This window comes from Pseudomonas sp. TZ252 (genome assembly GCF_056110345.1).
Genome location: NZ_CM148566.1, coordinates 5,201,319 through 5,222,384 on the forward strand (window position 1 = coordinate 5,201,319; position 21,066 = coordinate 5,222,384).

General features: G+C 61.5%; 20 protein-coding genes and 3 pseudogenes. 18 read left to right on the forward strand and 5 right to left on the reverse strand.

What is annotated here, in order from left to right:
• Positions 1 to 23: 23 nt before the first annotated feature.
• On the reverse strand, positions 24 to 116 hold the full coding sequence (locus ACYAF3_RS24250; protein WP_071534560.1) for a SymE family type I addiction module toxin: 93 nt from the start codon (positions 114 to 116) through the stop codon (positions 24 to 26).
• Positions 117 to 309: 193 nt separating this feature from the next.
• On the opposite strand from ACYAF3_RS24250, the pseudogene ACYAF3_RS24255 reads away from it, so the two are divergent.
• From ACYAF3_RS24255 to ACYAF3_RS24305, 11 genes and pseudogenes are all read left to right on the forward strand, one after another.
• Positions 310 to 451: pseudogene (locus ACYAF3_RS24255) on the forward strand (VENN motif pre-toxin domain-containing protein); the annotation flags it as partial.
• 775 nt (positions 452 to 1,226) lie between these two features.
• Positions 1,227 to 1,706 (forward strand): pentapeptide repeat-containing protein, encoded by a 480-nt coding sequence (locus ACYAF3_RS24260; RefSeq protein WP_031754280.1) that lies wholly within the window; start codon positions 1,227 to 1,229, stop codon positions 1,704 to 1,706.
• Between the two features lie 108 nt (positions 1,707 to 1,814).
• Positions 1,815 to 2,192 (forward strand): annotated as a pseudogene (locus ACYAF3_RS24265) (hypothetical protein); the annotation flags it as partial.
• A 422-nt stretch (positions 2,193 to 2,614) separates the two neighbouring features.
• A complete protein-coding gene (locus ACYAF3_RS24270) occupies positions 2,615 to 2,971 on the forward strand; it encodes a hypothetical protein (protein WP_169057971.1) in 357 nt (118 codons plus the stop codon).
• 188 nt (positions 2,972 to 3,159) lie between these two features.
• A pseudogene (locus tag ACYAF3_RS24275) lies at positions 3,160 to 3,567 on the forward strand (hypothetical protein); the annotation flags it as partial.
• Positions 3,568 to 3,942, forward strand: coding sequence for a cytidine deaminase-like fold-containing protein (locus ACYAF3_RS24280; protein WP_418889129.1), 375 nt, complete (start codon positions 3,568 to 3,570; stop codon positions 3,940 to 3,942). It abuts the pseudogene before it with no gap.
• Positions 3,939 to 4,340 carry a DUF6911 family protein gene (locus ACYAF3_RS24285; RefSeq protein WP_123789290.1) on the forward strand — a complete coding sequence of 134 codons (402 nt, stop codon included), beginning with the start codon at positions 3,939 to 3,941 and terminating at the stop codon, positions 4,338 to 4,340. The genes ACYAF3_RS24280 and ACYAF3_RS24285 overlap by 4 nt, the downstream gene beginning before the upstream one ends.
• 217 nt (positions 4,341 to 4,557) lie before the next feature.
• Positions 4,558 to 4,980 carry a CdiA family toxin C-terminal domain-containing protein gene (locus ACYAF3_RS24290; protein ID WP_123789292.1) on the forward strand — a complete coding sequence of 141 codons (423 nt, stop codon included), beginning with the start codon at positions 4,558 to 4,560 and terminating at the stop codon, positions 4,978 to 4,980.
• Positions 4,980 to 5,375, forward strand: coding sequence for a hypothetical protein (locus tag ACYAF3_RS24295; RefSeq protein WP_019396134.1), 396 nt, complete (start codon positions 4,980 to 4,982; stop codon positions 5,373 to 5,375). The genes ACYAF3_RS24290 and ACYAF3_RS24295 overlap by 1 nt, the downstream gene beginning before the upstream one ends.
• 333 nt (positions 5,376 to 5,708) lie before the next feature.
• Entirely contained in the window at positions 5,709 to 5,945 is a 237-nt protein-coding gene (locus ACYAF3_RS24300) for a CdiA C-terminal domain-containing protein (protein WP_223684072.1), read from the forward strand.
• 8 nt (positions 5,946 to 5,953) lie between these two features.
• Positions 5,954 to 6,334 carry a hypothetical protein gene (locus tag ACYAF3_RS24305; RefSeq protein ID WP_123789294.1) on the forward strand — a complete coding sequence of 127 codons (381 nt, stop codon included), beginning with the start codon at positions 5,954 to 5,956 and terminating at the stop codon, positions 6,332 to 6,334.
• A gap of 871 nt (positions 6,335 to 7,205) precedes the next feature.
• Here the strand turns inward: ACYAF3_RS24305 and ACYAF3_RS24310 are convergent.
• Genes ACYAF3_RS24310 through ACYAF3_RS24320 form a run of 3 tightly spaced genes read right to left on the reverse strand, consistent with a single transcriptional unit; the run spans position 7,206 to position 8,865 of the window.
• Positions 7,206 to 7,742 carry a GNAT family N-acetyltransferase gene (locus tag ACYAF3_RS24310; RefSeq protein WP_031756190.1) on the reverse strand — a complete coding sequence of 179 codons (537 nt, stop codon included), beginning with the start codon at positions 7,740 to 7,742 and terminating at the stop codon, positions 7,206 to 7,208.
• Entirely contained in the window at positions 7,739 to 8,590 is an 852-nt protein-coding gene (locus ACYAF3_RS24315; protein ID WP_031756192.1) for a class I SAM-dependent methyltransferase, read from the reverse strand. Before ACYAF3_RS24315 ends, ACYAF3_RS24310 begins: the two co-directional genes overlap by 4 nt.
• 53 nt (positions 8,591 to 8,643) lie before the next feature.
• On the reverse strand, positions 8,644 to 8,865 hold the full coding sequence (locus ACYAF3_RS24320; RefSeq protein WP_003089729.1) for a YgdI/YgdR family lipoprotein: 222 nt from the start codon (positions 8,863 to 8,865) through the stop codon (positions 8,644 to 8,646).
• 156 nt (positions 8,866 to 9,021) lie between these two features.
• Between ACYAF3_RS24320 and ACYAF3_RS24325 the strand changes: the two genes are divergently transcribed.
• From ACYAF3_RS24325 to ACYAF3_RS24335, 3 genes are all read left to right on the forward strand, one after another.
• Complete coding sequence (locus tag ACYAF3_RS24325; RefSeq protein WP_023103125.1) at positions 9,022 to 10,602, forward strand: alpha/beta hydrolase; 1,581 nt, start codon at positions 9,022 to 9,024, stop codon at positions 10,600 to 10,602.
• A gap of 202 nt (positions 10,603 to 10,804) precedes the next feature.
• Complete coding sequence (locus tag ACYAF3_RS24330; protein ID WP_003119399.1) at positions 10,805 to 11,722, forward strand: hypothetical protein; 918 nt, start codon at positions 10,805 to 10,807, stop codon at positions 11,720 to 11,722.
• Positions 11,723 to 11,803: 81 nt separating this feature from the next.
• On the forward strand, positions 11,804 to 13,339 hold the full coding sequence (locus ACYAF3_RS24335) for a sigma-54-dependent transcriptional regulator (RefSeq protein ID WP_003105794.1): 1,536 nt from the start codon (positions 11,804 to 11,806) through the stop codon (positions 13,337 to 13,339).
• Between the two features lie 7 nt (positions 13,340 to 13,346).
• Here ACYAF3_RS24335 and ACYAF3_RS24340 read toward each other — a convergent pair whose 3' ends face one another.
• On the reverse strand, positions 13,347 to 15,089 hold the full coding sequence (locus ACYAF3_RS24340) for an amidohydrolase (RefSeq protein ID WP_003111567.1): 1,743 nt from the start codon (positions 15,087 to 15,089) through the stop codon (positions 13,347 to 13,349).
• A gap of 122 nt (positions 15,090 to 15,211) precedes the next feature.
• Here ACYAF3_RS24340 and ACYAF3_RS24345 point away from each other — a divergent pair, with 122 nt between their 5' ends.
• The 4 genes from ACYAF3_RS24345 to glyA all read left to right on the forward strand — a co-directional run bounded on the left by ACYAF3_RS24345 (position 15,212) and on the right by glyA (position 21,066).
• On the forward strand, positions 15,212 to 16,135 hold the full coding sequence (locus ACYAF3_RS24345; RefSeq protein ID WP_003089722.1) for a LysR family transcriptional regulator: 924 nt from the start codon (positions 15,212 to 15,214) through the stop codon (positions 16,133 to 16,135).
• Positions 16,136 to 16,393: 258 nt separating this feature from the next.
• Complete coding sequence (gene gcvH / locus ACYAF3_RS24350; RefSeq protein ID WP_003089718.1) at positions 16,394 to 16,777, forward strand: glycine cleavage system protein GcvH; 384 nt, start codon at positions 16,394 to 16,396, stop codon at positions 16,775 to 16,777.
• Between the two features lie 10 nt (positions 16,778 to 16,787).
• Positions 16,788 to 19,667 (forward strand): aminomethyl-transferring glycine dehydrogenase, encoded by a 2,880-nt coding sequence (gene gcvP / locus ACYAF3_RS24355; RefSeq protein ID WP_003160368.1) that lies wholly within the window; start codon positions 16,788 to 16,790, stop codon positions 19,665 to 19,667.
• Positions 19,668 to 19,809: 142 nt separating this feature from the next.
• Complete coding sequence (glyA, locus tag ACYAF3_RS24360) at positions 19,810 to 21,066, forward strand: serine hydroxymethyltransferase (RefSeq protein WP_034022559.1); 1,257 nt, start codon at positions 19,810 to 19,812, stop codon at positions 21,064 to 21,066.

A 21,066-nucleotide genomic window follows, 5' to 3' on the forward strand; every position in this document is an offset into this window, starting at 1 on the left:
CGGCCTTGCCGGGGCTATTTATTTCACTCTGCGGTAATCACCAAGCAGCCCTGCATGACTCTGATTCTGACTTTCTCGTTGACCTCGAATCCAGCCAGCGAATAAAGGGGACGGATTTATTTTCACTGCTCTAGAACTAAAAGGTAGGTAGATTTTCCCCGTTCAGTAATTCCCTGTTCTTTAAAAATTTACTTTTTCGATTTTAAAAGAAGAGCACTGACCTCCCTTTCGCTACTTCCGCAGAGTCCTGAACCTCCGGCCCCGCCATCCCTGGCGGGGCGCTCGCCGGGGCAACGTATGCGTTGCCTGGAGAAGAAGGGCCTGCTGACCATGAGTTCGCAGTTGATCGGTGTGCTGGCGGCTTCGACGCAGGGCGATGCGGACGCCAAGAGCTTGCAGACGGGAGCCTGGGTGGCGGGGAATGCTACTCAGAACAACTATATTGAACACTCGGATGTTCTGGCTTTTGCCGAAGACATGAGGTCTTGCGGCAAAGACGAAGGTTGCCAAAAGGACAAGTGGGAGAAAGAAAGGTACAGCGACGAAAGTAAACTCAATGTACAGGAGGCCCAAAATACCTATGGTCCGCTGAGAGCAAAGGAGAAAAGGCTCCAAATCGTCGAGAGCATGGACACATTGGTGTCCATCCAGTGCGTGACGTCGCGATGCGAGTCGTACAAGACGGAATTGTTGGAGCAATCAGTCGATAGCTATATACACCTGAGCAAGGTCCTCGATGAATGGGCGCCGACGCTGGACCGATTGGCGCTTATCGGAGGTGCTGCTGCAGGTAAGCAGATAGACTCGAAAGTCAAACGTCCGGGTATGCCGGAGCCTGTAGAGCTTGCGCAGGTTCAGAAGGCTGTGGATTATCTTGCAGCCCTAAAAGCGACTGGGGCATCAGGAAAACCGCTGGTTTCAAAGGGCTCAGAGGTGACCCCTGAAGTTATTCAAAAAGCATTGCAGGGTGATCGTGTTATTACTGCGCAAGGCGCTGTGTCATTACCTGCGGTGCAAAGATATGTTGATCGGCTTCTTAAGGGCGATGTTGCCCCGGCAATAAAAATGGATGGCAATGTGATTGTTGATGGGAATCATCGTTATATCGCAGAAAAAATATTAGGGTGAAATCTAGATGTGACACCGGGGTCTTTATCTCCTAATAAAGTCCATCAAACCAAACCTGTGTCTGAGCTGAAGATAGATCAAGTGGATTGGGGGAACAAATGATAACTATTTTTTTTGAAACTGGTGAAGAGCTGGATTTGCCTTTGGCTAGTTTTGCTAAGTCAAACTTAAGTGGGCTAGAGCTGCATCGGGCAATTTTTGATGGTTTAGATCTTTCAGAGGCTGATTTTACTGCCTCAAATTTGAGGAACGCTTCTTTTAATCATGCTCTGTTGGGTGGTGCTGTAATGAATAGTGCAGCGCTTATGAATGCAAGTTTTGTTGATGCTATAATGAAAGGTGTAAAGCTTGTGGATGCTATGGCGGCTTATGCTGATTTTTCAGGGGCAGATCTTTCCATGGCTAGTCTAAAAAATGCTGATATAGGCGGTTCTAATTTCATAAATTCCAATTTGCGAGATGTTAATATTGATGTAGCGAGGATAGATGGCGCTGTTTTTCGGGGTGCCATATATAATGATAGAACGATTTGGCCTAAAGGATTTATTCCGGAAAATTTTGGTGCGATTAAAGGCTAATTTGACAGGGCCGTAAAGGGGCCGTAAAGGGGGGGGGGCCCTGCTCTAATGCTCTGAAAAGGAGGCTCTAGACGCCGTAAGTGAATAAAGGGGACAGATTTATTTTTCGGTGTTTATGAGCTGGTCAAGAGCTGGAGGGAAACCTATGCAGCTCTGGAGCAGTTGGCCACTTCGCCAGAGTTCCGGCAGCAATTTGGCGATAACTACCTGAAGGGGCTGGAGGAGCGCGCCGCATTCTTGACCCAGGCATACGAGGATGCCGGCTGGCAAGGTTCGGTCACAGCTGGTGTCGAGGGCGGTAGGTTCGCTGCGGAACTTGTTGGCGTTCTGACGGCAGTGAAAGGTGGCGCGCAGATAACCGCCAAGCTGCCAACAGCAGCCAAGAACCTGGTCAACGCGATTGCGGAGTCACCTGTTTCCGGTAGTATGAGTTCGCAGCTCGGGGCAGTGGGGGACTTGGGTCGGCTGGGTGGGGGGGCAAAAGGAGTTCAAAAACTTCCTGAACTCGGTGGGGTTGATACGTTTCTTAGCTCTCAAGCAGCAAATTTAAACAAGAAGTTGGGTGCGAAAATAGGTGAGGGCAGACTGCCTTACGAGGCCAGTCGCGCTGGTGTTGAGCAGGCCAAGCTAGCAGTTAAAGAAACATTGGAGAACGCTACCGCTGTTAGTGACATAATTCCTAAGTCGGCTGTCCGAGGGGATTATGACCTTGTTCATGTTTACAGCTCTAAAACTAATAGCACTGTTAGCCTACGAGTGTTGCCCGGCGGCAAATATGAATTCGACACTTTGATTTCAGAGAAATCCTCAAAATTTTAGTCGCGGGGTTTGGCCTTATGATCATTGGTGAGAAGATTTTTGAGTTTAGATTTCGGTCGTTCTTTATGTCGGGGTCTTTGGTTTGTAAAATGTTGGTTCTGTTTCTTAGGTTTTCAAGATCGGGGTGGGTTTCATTAGATATTGGGGAAGGTGTGTTAAGGATTTTGTCTTTTGGCTCTGAACCAAAGCTGTTGGGGCTGGATGAGATTTCCGATGACTTTGCGTACCCGATCCAGAGTTCGAATGAATTGGATAGATATTTTGGCAAGGACCTGCTTGCTGTTTACAAGTATCTTATTTCGGATGTGGAAGATAGTTGTGTCGGCGTGTATTTCGATTTTGGAGATTGTGGTTTTAGCGTTTTGGAGTCAGAGGATAACTTGTCCATAGTTGATGGCGTGGTTAGAGTTTCAGATGACGTGGCTTTATCTAAGTTAGAGATTTAGATGGGGCAAAAGCAACAGGCGGGAAGCCCACCGTTGAGCTGTTCGGCGGGAAGAATGCGCAGACTCTCGGCGCAATAAACGTAGATATCCGCGCCGATATTCAGACCATAAAGGAGACCATAAAGGGGACAGATTTATTTTCCCTACTCTAATTCTCTGTAAGAATAAAGGGGACAGATTTATTTTTCGGTGTTTATGATCTGGTCAAGAGCTGGAGGGAAACCTATGCAGCTCTGGAGCAGTTGGCCACTTCGCCAGAGTTCCGGCAGCAATTTGGCGATAACTACCTGAAGGGGCTGGAGGAGCGCGCCGCATTCTTGACCTAGGCTTACGAGGATGCCGGCTGGCAAGGTTCGGTCACAGCTGGTGTCGAGGGCGGTAGGTTCGCTGCGGAACTTGTTGGCGTTCTGACGGCAGTGAAAGGTGGCGCGCAGATAACCGCCAAGCTGCCAACAGCAGCCAAGAATCTGGTCAACGCGATTGCGGAGTCACCTGTTTCCGGTAGTATGAGTTCGCAGCTCGGGGCAGTGGGGGACTTGGGTCGGCTGGGTGGGGGTGCAAAAGGAACTACTCCCACTGTAACTGCCGAAGGGCGTATTGGTAACTCTGTATTTACCGACGTTAACCAAACTGCCAGGCCTGCCGCTCAAGCGAATCCCAATCAGCCGACTTTGATTGCGGACCGAGTGGATGCAAAGATTGCGGCTAATGGAAAACCTCACCCGAATGGAAATATGGCGGATGCTCATGCCGAAATTGGAGTTATTCAGCAAGCATATAATGCAGGGAAAACCACTGGTGCAGATATGGCCTTGAAGGTTGAAGGTAAAGCTGTTTGCAGCTATTGCCGTGGTGATATCGCGGCAGCGGCAGAAAAGGCTGGTTTGAACTCTCTACAGATAAACGAAGTGACTACAGGAAAAACTCTATATTGGAAGCCTGGTATGCGGTCTTTGAGGGAGCTTGAATGATGGCTGCTTTCTCGCTGTCTTGGGTTTTTGGCGTGGGTGCTCAAGCTAAGGGGGGAAGGAATAGATTTCCCTCTTGGGATGATGTCCTCTCTTGTCTAGAGCTAATCAGAGAAGGTAAAGGTTCGGTCACTCTTGAACTTATTTCCAAGACGGCTGTGGGGCCGCAGTCGCTACAAGTACAGTCTGAAGGCGGAAAGTATGTCGTCTCTTTGGGGGAAGACGATGGGGTGGACTATATTGTTCGATCTTATAGAAATTTAAAGCTGCAAGGCATACCCTTCGAAGTGTTGGGGGATGTTTGGGATGGCGTCTTGATATGCGATGAATTTTCTATACTGAAAAATATATTTGAAGAATTCTTCCTAACAGGTGACGTCAGTAAGGAGCTTCTCAATTAAGATTTTTTCTTAATAAAAACTCCAGCCAAGACCATAAAATGTGATAGCTATGACTTGATCTGACATTATTGTTGCTCGAAGAGAGCGAAAGACCATAAAGGGGACAGATTTATTTTCCCTACTCTAATTCTCTGAGCAGAGAGGCTCCAGTGCAGACACCGTAAGGAGGCTCCGCGATGCCCTAGGTAAGGACGATTGGTTTAGCGAGTTATTCGCTTTGAGTGGTTTGGCGTGGGCGGTTGCTGAAATTATAGTAGTAAAAATAAATCTGTCCCCTTTTTCCTTAGAGTCGGTTGAAATAACCGGTGCGAAGGTTTCCAATAAAATCACAGATGCTCGTTTCCCTGGGATTGTTGAGTACAGCTATCAGTTGCCTAGAACTAACACTAAGGGCGAATTTATTGGTGGGTATAAGTCTGTATCCACGAAAACGACTTACGACCCCAAAATTCTGCCAGATAGTAAAGTGGCTGATATGTCTAGTCGCGCGGCAGTCCAGGCGGAATCTGTATTCAAAGCCAATCCGGCCTTGAGGGAAACTAGTATCAAGGTTGATGGCTATTACTTCCAGGTGACACGTAACAGCAAGACTGGCGAAATAACAAATTCCTTCATCGCTATGCCTCCGAGGATAAAATGATGGCTTGTTTGTCTTGGCTTGAAAAGCTCAAGGAATCATTCGCTTCCACTGGTCTGGACTATGAAGACCTATACGAGATAATAGAGGCATCTATAACGAGGAAGAGGACTAACTTCCCTGCGTTTATAAATGAGGCTTCGAAGGGGGTTGGCTTCTCTGTGGGTGAGGGACATTTCTACTCTCTTGATCAGGACTGGGATGATCCTGAAGAGTTTAATGAGGTCAGTTTCTTTTTGGGGGAAGTGGAGACCTCAAGTATTCCACTGCTCGACTATGTTTTTTTGATGAAGATTGCAGCCGATGTTTATTCTGATTTCTTCCCCGAGGAGAGGGATAGTGTTCTAAGTTCGGCTAGAAAATTGGAGGAGCGTTACTCAAAGAGATTCCCGGTCTAGCCGGGGGTTCTTATTTCACTCTAGTAAAGGGGCGAATAAAGGGGTAGATTTATTTTCCCTGCTCTAATTCTCTGAGCAGGGAGGCTCCAGTGCAGACACCGTAAGGAGACTCCGCTATGCCTAGGCAGATGCAAGAGGTTTTACTGAACTATCCGCTTCACGTGGTTCAGTATGGGTAAGATCGGCAGTGGTATTATATAGTGGGGATGAGGAGTAAGCACTAGCCAGAACTAGAATAGGGAAAATAAATCTGTCCCCTTTTCCGATCGGGCTGGGTATGACGTTGAGCAGTTACCAAATATAAAGAAAAATTCAGCTAACCCCGACCTTAAGATAAATGGAGAGTTTGCAGATGTATTCTCTTCCAGAGCCAATAGTCCGGTTTCAGTGCTAATGACTGTGACTGAAAAAGTCGAGAAGCAGGCTCAGAATATTGTAGTGAATTTGGCTGATTCCCCATTGACCTTCAAGCAGATAGAAAATGCACTGAGCGTTAAGCCAGTCGATGGTTTGAAGAATTTGTATCTTCTGAAAGACGGTCAGTTTAAGGTTATTGAGGTTGGGCGATGAGCATAACAATGGCGCTTGAAATTCAAGTTGGAGCGACTCTGGAGAGTATAGCTAGCACTCTGTCGTCTTTGGGGGAGAGCAGCAGTCTGGGCGATACTAGATTGGACGCAAATTTCGAGAGTTCAGGTTGTCAGTTTTCGGTTCGTAGTTTGGAGCAGCCTGAGGGGGTCGTGGCTGAAGGATGCTCCATGAGCTGGAAAGTTGGTTTGAGAGGGGCGTTTCATTGTCGAGGAAGTAATCTTTCTGAAAGTTGGGTTGATATAAAGTTATTTCTTCAGGAGTTATCATTGAATATTGAATTTGGCTTTGTCTTATCGTTTCAATATGAAAGTATTTACGCTATTAGGGATTCTGATGGGTTGTCTTTTAAGAGAAGTATGATCGATTGAATGGCTGCAAAAGGGCCAAAAGCAACTGCAGTTCCCCAAAGCGAATAAAGGGGTCAGATTTGAATGGCACTTACTTAAGCGCTAAGCGACTGATTCAGAAAAGAAAGGCTGCTCTTGGTCTACGGTGATAGTTGCGAACACACACCGAGCCCAAGGAGCAGCCCAGATGGGCATAAAGGGGACAGATTTATTTTCCCTACTCTAATTCTCTGAGCAGGGAGGATCCAGTGCAGGCGCCGTAAGGAGGCTTCGCAAGCATAAAGGGGACGGATTTATTTTCCCTACTCTAATTCTCTGAGCAGGGAGGCTCCAGTGCAGACGCCGTAAGGAGGCTCCGCGAGGCCTAGGCAGAGGCGAGTGGTTTTACTGAACTATCCGCTTCACGTGGTTCAGTGTGAGTAAGATCGGCAGTGGTATACAGTGGGAATGAGAGATATAAACACTAGTCAAAATTAGAGTAGGAAAAATAAATATGTCCCCTTTTTTCGCTCCGGTTGCATGTGAGTACGTATCTAATGGTGAGCAATCCCCTCTTCTATAGAGACGTAATTTTCCGTAATTCTCAGTTCCTGCAGATGGGCCGCTAATGTATATATAGTCAAATCTGCAGTCGCGAGTTTTACTTGAGACGTATTTTGTCCTGATTTCCGTAATTGCTATCTGGCCACCGGCCCCAGGCCTTTCATAAGAATCCATTTTGCGCTGTTCTGCATAGTAATTACATAGTTCGCTAGGGGTTTTTATTTTTTTGTCTTCAGTGCCAACACCATGCCAGTAAATTTCCGCCGTTGCGGCTTGAGAGATAGATAGGAATGCAAGGAGTTGCAAGGTTTTCAGTTTGAATTGCATGGTTCGAAATAATTTCTCAGGGTTATGCGTTGAGTATCTGATAAACAAGATGAACATCCTCCGGCTCCAACCGATACAACTCCTCATCCGGTTCCATGCACAGCCGGCATCCGAGTCTCATATAAAAATCCACCGTGTTCTGCGACGGCGTAGCCGAAACGTAGAGCGCGCTGGCGCCGAGGTGGCGGGCCTGGGTGGCGGCGAGGTGGAAGAGGTGGGCGCCGAGGCCGCGGCGGCGGTAGGCGTGGCTGAGGTGGAGGAACTTCAGTTGCAGCCAGTCGCGCTCGGGGCCGAGGCGGTGTGGGTCGAGGACTACCGCGCCGATCAGGCGGCCCTGGTCGAACAGGCCGAGGAACCAGCCGCCGCGGTCGAAGCAGTCGAGCAGGATCGGCGTGTAATGCTCGGCCTCGCCCTCCGGCCAGCCGCGCATGTCGTAGAACTCGGGGCGCAGCACCAGTTGGCCGGCCTCGACGGAATACAGGTGTTCGATCACTTCGCTGCGGTCGATCTCCCAGACCAGGGGGATTTCGTCGCGGCGCAGCAGGCGTTCTTCGGTCATCGTGGTTTCCTTGCGCTGAGGCCGTACATCAGCGGCAGGCGCGGACGATCGGCGGGCGGCAGCATGCGTCCGCCGCCGCCGTCGCGCATGCCGTCGAAGCCGGCCCAGCCGTTGGCGTAGGGGTATTCCTCCAGCCGTTCGAGTTGCAGGCCGGCGCCGAGCAGGGCGCCGATCACATCGGCCAGGCCCCACTGGAACTCGTAGCTGGGATGAGGGTTGCTGAAGTTCTCGACGCCGGCGTGGTAGCCGGAGGGCGCCAGGCTGGCGCCGGACTCGGCGACATAGTCGCTGACGCCGCTCTCGGCGATCGGCTCGCGGCTGAAGTAGTCGTAGGCCGGTTGCCAGTGTGGGTCGAAGTACAGGGCGAAAGGATGGAACTCCACCAGGACGAAGCGCCCGCCGGGAACCAGCACCTGGGCGATGCCGTCGGCCCAGCGCTTGAGGTCGGAGAGCCAGACCAGCGTGCCGTAGGAGGCGAAGACCCGTTCGAAGCGTTCGCCGCGGGTGGCGGCGACGGGCAGCCAGCGGAGGATGTCGTCGCGCTGGAAGTCGGCGGCGATGCCGCTGTCGCGGGACAGCTGGCGGGCGAAGTCGATGGCGCTGTCGGCGATGTCGACCCCGGTGACGCGGGCGCCAAGGCGCGCCAGGCTCAGGCTGTCCTGTCCGGCGTTGCATTGCAGATGCAGCAGGCGCAGGCCGTCGAGATGGCCGAGCAGTTGCAGTTCCTCGGGATAGAGCGTGGAACCGCCGTTGCGGAAGAAGGCGGCCTGGTCGGCCTTGTGGCTGTTGTGCGCCCGGGTGGCGGCGTTCCACGACAGCCGGTTGGCCTCGTGCAGGTCGGATCTCATGGTTCGACTCCTTCCCTGGAGTGCGCCACCGCGCGGATGGCGGGTCCGGGGGATTACATGTCCTTGATGCTGCGCACCTGGTCCTTGTTGACGCGGGTGCGCTTGCCGTCCAGTTGCTCCAGTTCGTAGAAGCCGGAACTACGATCATAGCGCGGGGTATCCACCGCCTGGATCTCGCGGCCATCGTTGAGGGTGACGATGGTCGGGGTGGAGCAGCCGGCCAGGACGGCGAATGCGGACGAGAGCAACAGGGCGGGCAGCAGACGGGAGGTCATCGGAATTTTCCTTCGGACGGTTTTCGAGGCGGCGGATTCTACTCCAGTCGCGGCGCAACCGCTCTAGCCTGGATCACAGCGGCAAATTTCCGCTGCGATCGTACGTCTCTTCCGGTGAGCCGCCCGGATGGCGGCGCCTCTTCGAAGGGAGATTCCATGTCTGCCGTTTCCACCTCGTTGTTGCTTTTCCTCAACCTGCTGACCCCGGCCCAGGCCGCCCAGCCCGTGCCGCTGGCCGATGGCCGCATCGAGATCGCTGCCGGCGAGAGCCGCCAGCGCTACCTCGACCTTGCCCCCGGCGAGTTGCAGTTGCTCGACCTGGAGGTCGACCGCGGCCGCGTCCGCCTGCGCGCCACCACGCCCGACGGCAAGGCGTTGCGCGCGACGGAGCTGGCCGGACGCCAGTCGCTCGGCCTGCAGGCCGGCGAGCGCCAGGGCCTGCGCCTGACCTTCAGCGCCGACGAAGACACCGCACTGACCCTGATCCCCACCCAGCGCCTCACCCCGCAGACCCCGGCGCTTGATTCGCCGGCGCCGCAGAGCCCGACCCTGCAACGCCTGCAGGCGGAGCTTGCGGAAAAGCGCCCCGGCGCGCTGAAGGCGTTCTGGAAGCAGGTAGCGAAGCAGGGCACGCCGCTGGTGGAGCCGCTGGATGCCGAACGTGTGCTGGTCACCTTCCTCTGGCGCCAGCAGCGTCCCGGCGACGTGCGCCTGCTGTGGCCGACCCCGGAGGTCAACACCCGCCGCTTCGAGGCCCTGGCCGGCAGCGACGTGCGCTACCTGAGCCTGCCGCTGCGCCGCGACGCGCGGGTTTCCTACCAGCTCAGCGCCGACCTGCCGGACCTGCAACAGGCCGATCGCGGCACCTTGCGCCTGGCGTTGCAGGCGGCGGCGCGGCCGGACCCGCTGAGCCGTACGCCGTGGCTCAATAGCCGCGCGCTGCCGCGGGCCGAGCAGGCCTCGCTGGTGCAGCTCGGCGGCGCCCCTGCCGAGACCTGGGACCAGCCGCGCAAGGACGTGCCGCGCGGCAAGGTGGAGCGCCTCGGCTATACCAGCCAGGCCCTGGCCAACCAGCGCCAGCTGACGCTCTACACGCCGCCGGGCTACGACCCAGAGGGCCAGCGCTATCCGCTGCTGGTGCTGTTCGACGAGGACCACTACGCGCGCGACGTACCGACCCCGACCATCCTCGACAACCTGATCGCCGCCGGGCGCATCCGCCCGACCCTGGCGGTGATTGTCGGCAATGTCGACGCCAGCAGCCGGGGCCGCGAGCTGCCCTGCAACGAGGCCTTCGCCGACATGCTCGCCCATGAGCTGCTGCCCTGGTTGCAGCAGCGCTATGCATTGAGCGAGGAGCCTGCCGATCGCGTGCTTTCCGGTTCCAGCTACGGCGGGCTGGCCTCGGGCTGCATCGCCTACCGTTATCCGGAACGCTTCGGCAAGGTGCTGAGCCTGTCCGGCTCGTTCTGGTGGGGGCCGGACGAGCAGCAGCCGCAGTGGCTGGTACGGCAGTTCGCCGCTGGCGAGCGTTTGCCGCTGGCGTTCTTCCTCAGTTCCGGCCTGCTCGAGGAGCCCGAGGCGGACGGCATTCTCGGCAGCAACCGCAGCCTGCGCGCGGCGCTGCAAGGCAAGGGCTACCCGCTGCACTACCGTGAGTTCCCCGGCGGTCACGACTACGCGGCGTGGAGCCTGGAGCTTGCCGAAGGGTTGCAGGCCTTGTTGCCGGCGCATTGAGCCGGCTGGCTGGCGTGGGGCGGATAGCCGCTTGCGGTTATCCGCCGTGCCGCGGCCTGGAGGTGGGGGAAGGCTGTCTGGAGCGTGTCCGCAATGCCCACCGCGTTGCGGAATCGGAAAAAATCGTCCAGGGCCATTTGCCAGCGTCGGCGGATAGGGGACAATCGGCGTTCGCCTCAATCGAACGACAAGGATGTTCTCGATGCGCCGACTCTTGCGCCCGGTATTCTGCGCCGCGCTCTTCTGCCTGTACCCAGCGCTGGTCCAGGCTGCCGCCGAAAGCGAAATCCTCGGCCTGTTCCAGCGCTGGCAGGCCGCCCACGGGCAGCGCAGCGGCAAGGCCCTGGAAGGGGTCTATGCGCCGCGCCTGGACTACTATGGCCGCGCGCAGACGCGCGAGCGCACCCTCTCCGCCAAGCAGGCCTTCTTCGCCCGCCATCCCGACTTCGAGCAGCGCATCGTCGCTGCGCCGCAGATCGTGCCGGGCGACCAGGAAGGCCGCTACGAGGTGCGCTTCGTCAAGCAGGTACGCCTCGACGGACGCCTGCGCAACTATCCGGGGCTGCTCCTGGCCGAGCGCGCCGGGCCGGGCGATACCTGGCGCTTCGTCGGCGAGAGCGACGAGATCACCCGCTACGCCGTCGACCCGCGGTACACCCCGCTGGCTCGCGGCCGCTTCGCCGGTGCCGAAGCGGACTTCGCCTGGGTAGTGGCCCACGCGCCGAACAGCGCCGCCTTGTGCGACGAATACGAGGATTGCCGCTGCGACCTCTGGAGCGCCGACGCGCGCGTCCCGCCCAAGCCGCTGGGCAGTTGCACCGGCGCGGTGCTCAGCGTCCTCGGCGGCCTCGACGACAGCGGCCGCGAGCGCCTGCAACTGCTGCGTACCTGGTGGACCAGCACCTGGACCAAGTCGTCGCTGCTGGAAATCCGCGACGGCCAGTGGGTGCGGGTGCTGCCGGACATCTCCACCACCTGGGACGACGCCGAGGCCGAACTGGTGCTGTACAAGGCCGACCCGCAGCAGCCGGGCCGAGTGCTGGTGACCGAAACCGTGATGGACGACGAGGGCGACTGGAGCCACCGCACCCGCAGCGAGGCGCTGCGCCCCGTACCCTGACGCCGGCCCCTTGGGCTGGGCGGCGCCAGGCCGTACAATCGACGGCTTTATGGCGAGCGTCGCCGCAGTCCAGGTTCCCGCATGCGCATCCACGTCTCCTTCATCGACCGTGTCGGCATCACCCAGGAGGTGCTGGCGCTGCTGGGTGGGCGCAACCTGAACCTGGATGCGGTGGAAATGGTGCCGCCGAACGTCTACATCGACGCGCCGACCCTCAGTCCCGAAGTGCTGGAGGAACTGCGCGCAGCGCTGCTGGGCATCCGTGGCGTGCAGGCGATGACCGTGGTCGACATCCTTCCCGGCCAGCGCCGCCGCTTGCAGCTCGATGCGTTGCTGGCGGCGATGGCCGATCCGGTGCTGGCGGTGGACGGCAAGGGCCTGGTGCTGCTGGCCAACCCGGCCTTCAGCGAGCGCTGCGGACGCGACCCGGCCGGCGAGAGGCTGGCCAGCCTGTTCGACGATGAAACCCTGGAGGATGCGCTGGTCGAGCAGGGCTTCCGCCTGCCGCTGCGCGAAGTGACCTTCATGGGCCAGGCCCTGCTGCTCGATGCCACGCCGATCACCGAAGGGCCGGGCGAGGGCGAGCGGCACCTGGCCGGCGGCCTGTTGACCCTCTACGAACCGAACCGCATCGGCGAGCGCCTGGCGGCCTTGCACCATGACCATGCCGAGGGGTTCGAGATGCTCCTCGGCGATTCCCAGCCGATCCGCACCCTGAAGACCCGTGCGCAGCGCGTGGCGGCGCTCGACGCGCCGCTGCTGATCCACGGCGAGACCGGTACCGGCAAGGAACTGGTGGCGCGCGGCTGCCATGCCCTGAGTGCGCGGCACAACTCGCCGTTCCTGGCGCTGAACTGCGCGGCGTTGCCGGAGAACCTGGCCGAAAGCGAGCTGTTCGGCTACGCCCCCGGCGCCTTCACCGGCGCCCAGCGCGGCGGCAAGCCGGGCCTGCTGGAGCTGGCCCACCAGGGCACGGTGTTCCTCGACGAGATCGGCGAGATGTCCCCCTATCTGCAAGCCAAGCTGCTGCGCTTCCTCAGCGACGGCAGCTTCCGCCGGGTCGGCGGCGACCGCGAGGTGAGGGTCGACGTGCGGATCCTCAGCGCCACCCACCGCAACCTGGAGAAGATGGTCGCCGAGGGCAGCTTCCGCGAGGACCTGTTCTACCGCCTCAACGTGCTCAGCCTGGAAGTCCCGCCGCTGCGCGAGCGCGGCCACGACATCCTGCTGCTGGCGCGGCACTTCATGCAGCAGGCCTGTGCGCAGATCCAGCGCCCGGTGTGCCGGCTGGCACCGGGCACCTACCCGGCGCTGCTGAGCAACCGCTGGCCGGGCAACGTGCGCCAGTTGCAGAACGTGATCTTCCGCGCCGCTGCGATCTGCGAGAGCAGCCTGGTGGATATCGGCGACCTGGAGATCGCCGGCACCGCCGTGGCGCGGCAGAACGACGGCGAGGTGGGCAGCCTGGAGGAGGCGGTGGAGGGCTTCGAGAAAGCCCTGCTGGAGAAGCTCTACGTCAGCTATCCATCGACCCGCCAGTTGGCGGCGCGCCTGCAAACCTCGCACACCGCCATCGCCCACCGCCTGCGCAAGTACGGCATCGGTCCGCGCGCCTGAAGCGGGCTCAGCCCTCGCTGGAATACACCGGCTTGCCGGCGAACCAGGTCTTCAGCACCTTGGTTTCGCCCAGTTGCGTCTCCGGCACCTCGAACACGTCGCGGTCGAGGACGATGAAGTCCGCCTGCTTGCCCGGCTCCAGGCTGCCGATCCGGTGTTCCAGGCCGATGGTCCGCGCAGCGTTGCGGGTGTAGGCGTAGAACATGGTCTGGCGGTCCAGGCGTTCGCCGGCGTTGAGCACGCCCTGCGGGCCCTTGCGGGTCACCGCCTGCTGGATGGCCTTCCACGGCGACAGGCTGGACACCGGCCAGTCGCTGGCCCCGGCGATGGTCGCGCCCTTGCTCAGCAGGGAGTGCGCCGGGTACTGGTAGCGGTAGGCGAAGGCACTGATATAGGGCTTCATCAGGTCCACCGTGGTTTCGTCGGCGGCGGCCCAGTACAGCTGCATCGAGGCGATCACGCCAAGCGGCCTGAAGCGCTCGAACTCCTTGGGATTGACCAGTTGCAGGTGGGTGATCGAATGGGCGATGCCGCTGTCGCGGTCGCGCCGCGCCTGCTGCATGCCGTTCAGCGCCTCGCGCACCGCGCGGTCGCCGATGGCGTGGACGTGGACCAGCCAGCCGCGGGCGTCGGCGGCGCTGACCAGTTCGCCGAAGTGCGCCGGGTCGATCAGCAGTTCGCCCGTCTTCCTGCTGTTGCGATAGGGCTCGAGGAGCGCGGCGGTCTGCGCCGGGTATTCCGGTACGCCGTCGGCGAACACCTTGATTCCCGGCAGGGTCAGGTTGGGGCTGCCGAGGAAGCGCTGGCGCACCTTGTCCAGCACCTCGAGGTCGGCCGGCCGGCTGCGTGGGTTGGCGACCAGGAGGGCGGCGACGTGGGCGCTGAGTTCGCCGCCCTTGGCCAGCCGCTGGTAGACCGGTAGCACGCCGACGGTGTTCTCGTCGGGCCTGAGGCTGAACAGGGCGTCGCCCGGCGAGCCATTGGCGGCCGGGTCCATCCATGCGGTCAGGCCCAGCGAGTTGCTGTAGCGCACCGCGCTGCGTCCGGCTTCTAGCATCTGTTCCGCGCTCGGCGCCGGCAGTACCGCGAGCACCGCGTCGAGACCGGCATCGGCGAGGAAGCCGTTGGGGGTGGCGTCGGCGTCGTGGCCGATGGTGTTGCGCTGTTCCTCGGGCAGGGCGCGGACCCGCGCGGCGTCGATGCCGGCGCGTTTCAGCATGGCGGCGTTGGCCCAGCCGGTGTGGTGGTCGCTGCCGATGAAGGCCAGCGGCTGGTCGGCCCATTCGCCGTGGTCGAAGCGCGCGCGGAAGTCCTTGACCTGGCTCCAGTAGGCGGTATGCATGCCGCTGACATTGAGCATGTCGCCATGTCGCGCCTTGCCGTTGTCGCGCCAGGCGCGCAGGCGCCGTTCCAGTTCGTCGAGGCCGACCTGTTCGTTGCCCATGTCCGCGCCGGCCAGCTCCAGGCCGCCGAACACCGCGTGCGAATGGGTGTCGATCAGGCCGGGCATCAGGCGCTTGCCGCCGAGATCGACGACCTGGCTGTCGCCATCGGCCAGGGCGCGCAGCCCGGCCTCGTCGCCGACCGCGAGGATCCGCCCGTCCTCTACCGCCAGGGCCTCGGCGAAGGGTTGCTGCGGATTGGCGGTGAAGATCCTGGCGTTGACCACCAGCAGGTCGGCGGCGCCGAGGGCGTGCAGGGGGATGGCCAGGCAGGCGCCGGCGAGGAGGGTGGGAATCCGTTGCTTCATGGTGGTTTCCTTTGCTTCTTGGTCTTGTGTAGCGTGGCCCGGGCAAGGCGAGACTAGCCAAAGCGCCGGCCCGGCAGAACCGGGCGCGGCGCACAACACTTGTGCCGGAACGGAAGGAGTCGATGGACAAATTGAATGCCCTGGCGATGTTCGTCGCCACTGCCGAAACCGGTAGCTTCAGCCGTGGCGCCGAGCGCCTGGGCAAGACGCCCTCGGCGCTGACCAAGGCCGTCGCCCACCTGGAAGCGGAACTCGGTGCCCGCCTGTTCGAGCGCACCACCCGCAGCCTGGCGCTGACCGAGGCCGGGCAGATCTACCTGGAGGCGGCTCGTCAGTCCCTGGAAACGCTGCGCACGGCGGGGCAGGAGATCGAACTGCTGGAGTCGGAGTTGCGCGGCGAACTGCGCCTCGCCGCGCCGCCGTCGTTCGCCGCGGCGTTCCTCCAGCAGGCCTGCGCCAGCTTCCTCGAGGCGCATCCGCGGATCAGCCTGCGGGTGGACCTCGACGAAACCTTCCTCGATCTCAGCGAAGGCGGCTACGACCTCGGCCTGCGCGACGGCCCCATTGACCTGCCGGGGCTGGTGGCGCGGCCGCTGGCGCCGAACCAGATCGTGCTTTGCGCCAGCCCCGCCTACCTGGCGCGGCAACCCGCGCCGCAAGGCCCGGAGGACTTCGAGCGGCACGCCTGGCTGGTCTTCCAGCACCCTTCGCTGAACCAGAACTTCTGGTGGATGGAGCGCGACGGCGCCCGCCAGCGTATCGACCAGCCGCGCCCGCGACTGGCCAGCGACAACTACGACTTCCTGCTCGCCCACCTGCTGGCCGGGCTGGGCCTGCAGTTCTGCCCGCAGTGGAGCGTCGCGCCGCTGCTCGGTGAAGGGCGGCTGGTGCGCCTGCTCGGCGACTACCACTTCGACCCGGGGCCGTTCGGGCCCTCCATCCATGTCCTCTATCCGGGGCACCGGCGCAACACGCGGAAGGTCCGCGCGTTCCTCGAGCACCTGCGCGCCAGCTTGCAGCGACAGGGGCTGTGCCATCGGCTGTAACGCTTCGGTTACGAGTGGAACGAATTCGTTCCGATTGCCGGAAAAACCTTTGCTGTCAGGCGTTTGCGCTCTGGTTCGGGAAATGTCCGGCGGGTCTGTAACGAAAGCGTTCCATGGCGGCCCTGTCCGGGTTTCCCCCGCGCCCGGCCACGCCCCGTGGCGACAGGGCCGGGGCCGCTTGGCACCCTGCTTGCTACGGGCAGCCGCAGAACAAAGTCCCGTCCCGACCGGGCGACCCGCTGACAATGAGGATCCAGCATGAGCAAGTTGCGCTTTACCACCGACCACGAATGGCTGCGCCAGGACGACGACGGGCTGCTGACCGTCGGCATCACCGCCTACGCCCAGGACGCCCTCGGTGACGTGGTATTCGTGCAGTTGCCGGAACTCGGCGAACACGCCGCCGGCAGTGAAGTGGCGGTGCTGGAGTCGGTCAAGGCCGCCAGCAACATCCTGATGCCGCTGGACGGCGAGGTGGTGGCGATCAACGACGCGCTGCCGGACGCCCCGGAGCTGGTCAACCAGGATCCGCTCGGCGAGGCCTGGTTCTTCCGCTTCCGTCCGGCCGACGCCGGCGCCTGGGAAAAGCTGCTCGACCAGGCCGCCTACGACCGCCTGCTGAACGCCAACGCCGACGCCTGAGGATCCCGTCATGACCGATAACCTGAACCTCGGCGCCATCGACCTGGGCACCGACGACGAATTCATCGCCCGCCATATCGGCCCGCGTGCCGCCGACACCCAGGCCATGCTCCAGCGCCTGGGCTACGACTCGCTGGACGCGCTGATCGGCAACGTGATCCCCGACAGCATCAAGGGCAGCAGCGTGCTCGACCTGCCGGCCGGCATGGGCGAGGCCGAGGCGCTGGCCAGCCTGAAGGCGATCGCCGCGCGCAATCGCGCGTTGCGTTCCTTCATTGGCCAGGGCTACTACAACTGCCACACCCCGGCACCGATCCTGCGCAACCTCCTGGAGAACCCGGCCTGGTACACCGCCTACACGCCGTACCAGCCGGAAATCTCCCAGGGCCGCCTGGAGGCGCTGCTGAACTTCCAGACCCTGGTCAGCGACCTGTCCGGCCTGCCGATCGCCAACGCCTCGATGCTCGACGAGGCGACCGCCGCCGCCGAGGCCATGACCTTCTGCAAGCGTCTGTCGAAGAACCGCACCAGCCAGGCATTCTTCGCCTCCCGCCATTGCCACCCGCAGACCCTCGACGTGCTGCGCACCCGTGCCGAGCCGCTGGGCATCGAGGTGGTGGTCGGCGACGAGAGCGCCATCGAAGACTTCTCCGCCTACTTCGGCGCGTTGCTGCAATACCCCACCTGCGACGGCGAGATCGTCGACTATCGCGAACTGGTCAGCCGCTTCCATGCGGTCGATGCGCTGGTCGCGGTGGCCGCCGACCTGCTGGCGCTGACCCTGCTGACCCCGCCGGGCGAGTTCGGCGCCGACGTGGCCATCGGCAGCGCCCAGCGCTTCGGCGTGCCGCTCGGCTTCGGCGGGCCGCACGCGGCCTATTTCGCCACCCGCGACGCCTTCAAGCGGGACATGCCGGGACGCCTGGTCGGCGTCTCCATCGACCGCCACGGCAAGCCGGCCTACCGCCTGGCCATGCAGACCCGCGAGCAGCACATCCGCCGCGAGAAGGCCACCAGCAACATCTGCACCGCCCAGGTGCTGCTGGCCAACATCGCCAGCATGTTCGCCGTCTACCACGGCCCGCAGGGCCTGCTGCGCATCGCCCGGCGCACCCACCGGCTGACCGCGATCCTCGCCGCCGGCCTGGAGCGCCTGGGCGTGGCCGTCGAGCAGAAGCATTTCTTCGACACCCTTAGCCTGGCCACCGGCGCGCGTACCGCGGCGATCCATGCCAAGGCCCGCGCCGCCGGGATCAACCTGCGCGAGATCGATGCCGGCCGTCTCGGCCTGTCGCTCGACGAGACCGTCCGCCAGGCCGACGTGGAGACCCTCTGGGGCTTGCTGGCCGAAGAGGGCCAGGCGCTCCCGGACTTCGCCGCCCTTGCCGCCAGCAGCGGGGACCGCCTGCCAGTCGAGCTGCTGCGCCAGTCGGCGATCCTCAGCCACCCGATCTTCAACCGCCATCACTCGGAAACCGAGCTGATGCGCTACCTGCGCAAGCTGGCGGACAAGGACCTGGCGCTGGACCGCACGATGATCCCGCTGGGCTCCTGCACCATGAAGCTGAACGCCGCCAGCGAGATGATCCCGGTGACCTGGGCCGAATTCGGCAACCTGCACCCGTTCGCCCCGGCCGAGCAGAGCGAAGGCTACCGCCAGCTCACCGACGAACTGGAGGCGATGCTCTGTTCCGCCACCGGCTACGACGCCGTGTCGTTGCAGCCCAACGCCGGCTCCCAGGGTGAGTACGCCGGCCTGCTGGCGATCCGTGCCTACCACCAGAGCCGCGGCGACAGCCAGCGCGACATCTGTCTGATCCCGTCCTCCGCCCACGGTACCAACCCGGCTACCGCCAGCATGGTCGGCATGCGCGTGGTGGTGGTGGCCTGCGACGCGCGCGGCAACGTCGACGTCGAGGACCTGCGCAACAAGGCCAGCGAGCACAAGGAACGCCTGGCCGCGCTGATGATCACCTATCCGTCCACCCACGGCGTGTTCGAGGAAGCGATCCGCGAGATCTGCGCCATCGTCCACGACTGCGGCGGCCAGGTGTACATCGACGGCGCCAACATGAACGCCATGGTCGGCCTGTGCGCCCCGGGCAAGTTCGGTGGCGACGTTTCCCACCTGAACCTGCACAAGACCTTCTGCATCCCCCACGGCGGCGGCGGCCCGGGCGTCGGCCCGATCGGCGTGCGCGCGCACCTGGCGCCGTTCCTCCCCGGCCACGCTCGCGGCGAGCGCAAGGAAGGCGCGGTGAGCGCGGCGCCGTACGGCAGCGCGAGCATCCTGCCGATCACCTGGATGTACATCCGCATGATGGGCGGCGAAGGCCTCAAGCGCGCCTCGGAAATGGCCATCCTCAATGCCAACTACATCGCCCATCGCCTGGAGGAGCACTACCCGGTGCTCTACGCCGGCGGCAACGGCCTGGTCGCCCACGAATGCATCCTCGACCTGCGTCCGCTCAAGGACAGCAGCGGGATCAGCGTCGACGACGTGGCCAAGCGCCTGATGGACTTCGGCTTCCATGCGCCGACCATGTCCTTCCCGGTGGCCGGCACGCTGATGATCGAGCCCACCGAGAGCGAGTCGAAGGCCGAGCTGGATCGTTTCTGCGACGCGATGATCCGCATCCGCGAGGAAATCCGCGCGGTGGAACGCGGCGAGCTGGACAAGGAAGACAACCCGCTGAAGAACGCGCCGCACACCGCCGCCGAACTGCTCGGCGAATGGAACCACGCCTACAGCCGCGAGCAGGCCGCCTATCCGCTGGCCAGCCTGGTGGAGGCCAAGTACTGGCCGCCGGTGGGCCGCGTCGACAACGTCTACGGCGACCGCAACCTGACCTGCTCCTGCCCGCCGATCGAGGCGTACAGCGAGGAGTGACGGACGAGGAGGGCGCCGCCAGCGGCGGCGTCCTTCCGTTTCCGGCGATACCCCTTTCCCGGCGCCGCGCTTGCGTAGCGGCGCCGCGGCCACGCTCGCGCCAGCGAGCGTCCTGACACCGACACGACAAGAGGCCAGCGCCATGTTCAGCAAGCACGACCAGCTCCAGGGCTACGACGACGAACTGCTCGCCGCGATGGACGCCGAAGACCGGCGGCAGGAAGACCACATCGAACTGATCGCCTCGGAGAACTACGCCAGCAAGCGGGTCATGCAGGCGCAGGGCAGCGGCCTGACCAACAAGTATGCCGAGGGCTATCCGGGCAAGCGCTACTACGGCGGCTGCGAACACGTCGACAAGGTCGAGCGGCTGGCCATCGACCGCGCCAGGCAACTGTTCGGCGCCGACTACGCCAACGTCCAGCCGCATTCCGGTTCCTCGGCCAACGCCGCGGTGTACCTGGCGCTGCTCAACGCCGGCGACACCATCCTCGGCATGAGCCTGGCCCACGGCGGCCATCTCACCCACGGCGCCAAGGTGTCCTCCTCCGGCAAGCTGTACAACGCCGTGCAGTACGGCCTGGACACCGCTACCGGGCTGATCGACTACGACGAAGTCGAGCGCCTGGCCGTGGAGCATAAGCCGAAGATGATCGTCGCCGGCTTCTCCGCCTACTCCAAGACCCTCGACTTCCCGCGCTTCCGCGCCATCGCCGACAAGGTCGGCGCGCTGCTGTTCGTCGACATGGCCCACGTCGCCGGGCTGGTCGCCGCCGGCCTCTACCCGAATCCGATCCCCTTCGCCGACGTGGTCACCACCACCACCCACAAGACCCTGCGCGGCCCGCGCGGCGGCCTGATCCTGGCGCGCGCCAACGAGGAGATCGAGAAGAAGCTCAACTCCGCGGTATTCCCCGGCGCCCAGGGCGGCCCGCTGATGCACGTGATCGCGGCCAAGGCGGTGTGCTTCAAGGAAGCGCTGGAGCCGGGCTTCAAGGACTACCAGGCGCAGGTGATCCGCAACGCCAAGGCGATGGCCGAGGTGTTCATCGGGCGCAGCTACGACGTGGTTTCCGGCGGCACCGACAACCACCTGATGCTGATCAGCCTGGTGAAGCAGGGGCTGACCGGCAAGGCCGCCGACGCGGCGCTCGGAGCGGCGCACATCACGGTGAACAAGAACGCCGTGCCGAACGATCCGCAGAGCCCGTTCGTCACCTCCGGCATCCGCATCGGCACCCCAGCGGTGACCACTCGCGGTTTCCGCGAGGGCGAGTGCCGCGAACTGGCCGGCTGGATCTGCGACATCCTCGACGATATCGACAATCCCGAGGTCGGCGAACGGGTCAGGGGCCAGGTCGGCGAATTCTGCCGGCACTTCCCGGTCTACGCTGATTGA

Bases quoted from the DNA above. Each gene is read 5' to 3' on its own strand.
- ACYAF3_RS24260 (WP_031754280.1), top strand. From the start codon at position 1,227: ATGATAACTATTTTTTTTGAAACTGGTGAAGAGCTGGATTTGCCTTTG.
- ACYAF3_RS24270 (WP_169057971.1), top strand. From the start codon at position 2,615: ATGTTGGTTCTGTTTCTTAGGTTTTCAAGATCGGGGTGGGTTTCATTA.
- ACYAF3_RS24285 (WP_123789290.1), top strand. From the start codon at position 3,939: ATGATGGCTGCTTTCTCGCTGTCTTGGGTTTTTGGCGTGGGTGCTCAA.
- ACYAF3_RS24295 (WP_019396134.1), top strand. From the start codon at position 4,980: ATGGCTTGTTTGTCTTGGCTTGAAAAGCTCAAGGAATCATTCGCTTCC.
- ACYAF3_RS24305 (WP_123789294.1), top strand. From the start codon at position 5,954: ATGGCGCTTGAAATTCAAGTTGGAGCGACTCTGGAGAGTATAGCTAGC.
- ACYAF3_RS24310 (WP_031756190.1), bottom strand. From the start codon at position 7,742: ATGACCGAAGAACGCCTGCTGCGCCGCGACGAAATCCCCCTGGTCTGG.
- ACYAF3_RS24315 (WP_031756192.1), bottom strand. From the start codon at position 8,590: ATGAGATCCGACCTGCACGAGGCCAACCGGCTGTCGTGGAACGCCGCC.
- ACYAF3_RS24320 (WP_003089729.1), bottom strand. From the start codon at position 8,865: ATGACCTCCCGTCTGCTGCCCGCCCTGTTGCTCTCGTCCGCATTCGCC.
- ACYAF3_RS24325 (WP_023103125.1), top strand. From the start codon at position 9,022: ATGTCTGCCGTTTCCACCTCGTTGTTGCTTTTCCTCAACCTGCTGACC.
- ACYAF3_RS24330 (WP_003119399.1), top strand. From the start codon at position 10,805: ATGCGCCGACTCTTGCGCCCGGTATTCTGCGCCGCGCTCTTCTGCCTG.
- ACYAF3_RS24335 (WP_003105794.1), top strand. From the start codon at position 11,804: ATGCGCATCCACGTCTCCTTCATCGACCGTGTCGGCATCACCCAGGAG.
- ACYAF3_RS24340 (WP_003111567.1), bottom strand. From the start codon at position 15,089: ATGAAGCAACGGATTCCCACCCTCCTCGCCGGCGCCTGCCTGGCCATC.
- ACYAF3_RS24345 (WP_003089722.1), top strand. From the start codon at position 15,212: ATGGACAAATTGAATGCCCTGGCGATGTTCGTCGCCACTGCCGAAACC.
- gcvH (WP_003089718.1), top strand. From the start codon at position 16,394: ATGAGCAAGTTGCGCTTTACCACCGACCACGAATGGCTGCGCCAGGAC.
- gcvP (WP_003160368.1), top strand. From the start codon at position 16,788: ATGACCGATAACCTGAACCTCGGCGCCATCGACCTGGGCACCGACGAC.
- glyA (WP_034022559.1), top strand. From the start codon at position 19,810: ATGTTCAGCAAGCACGACCAGCTCCAGGGCTACGACGACGAACTGCTC.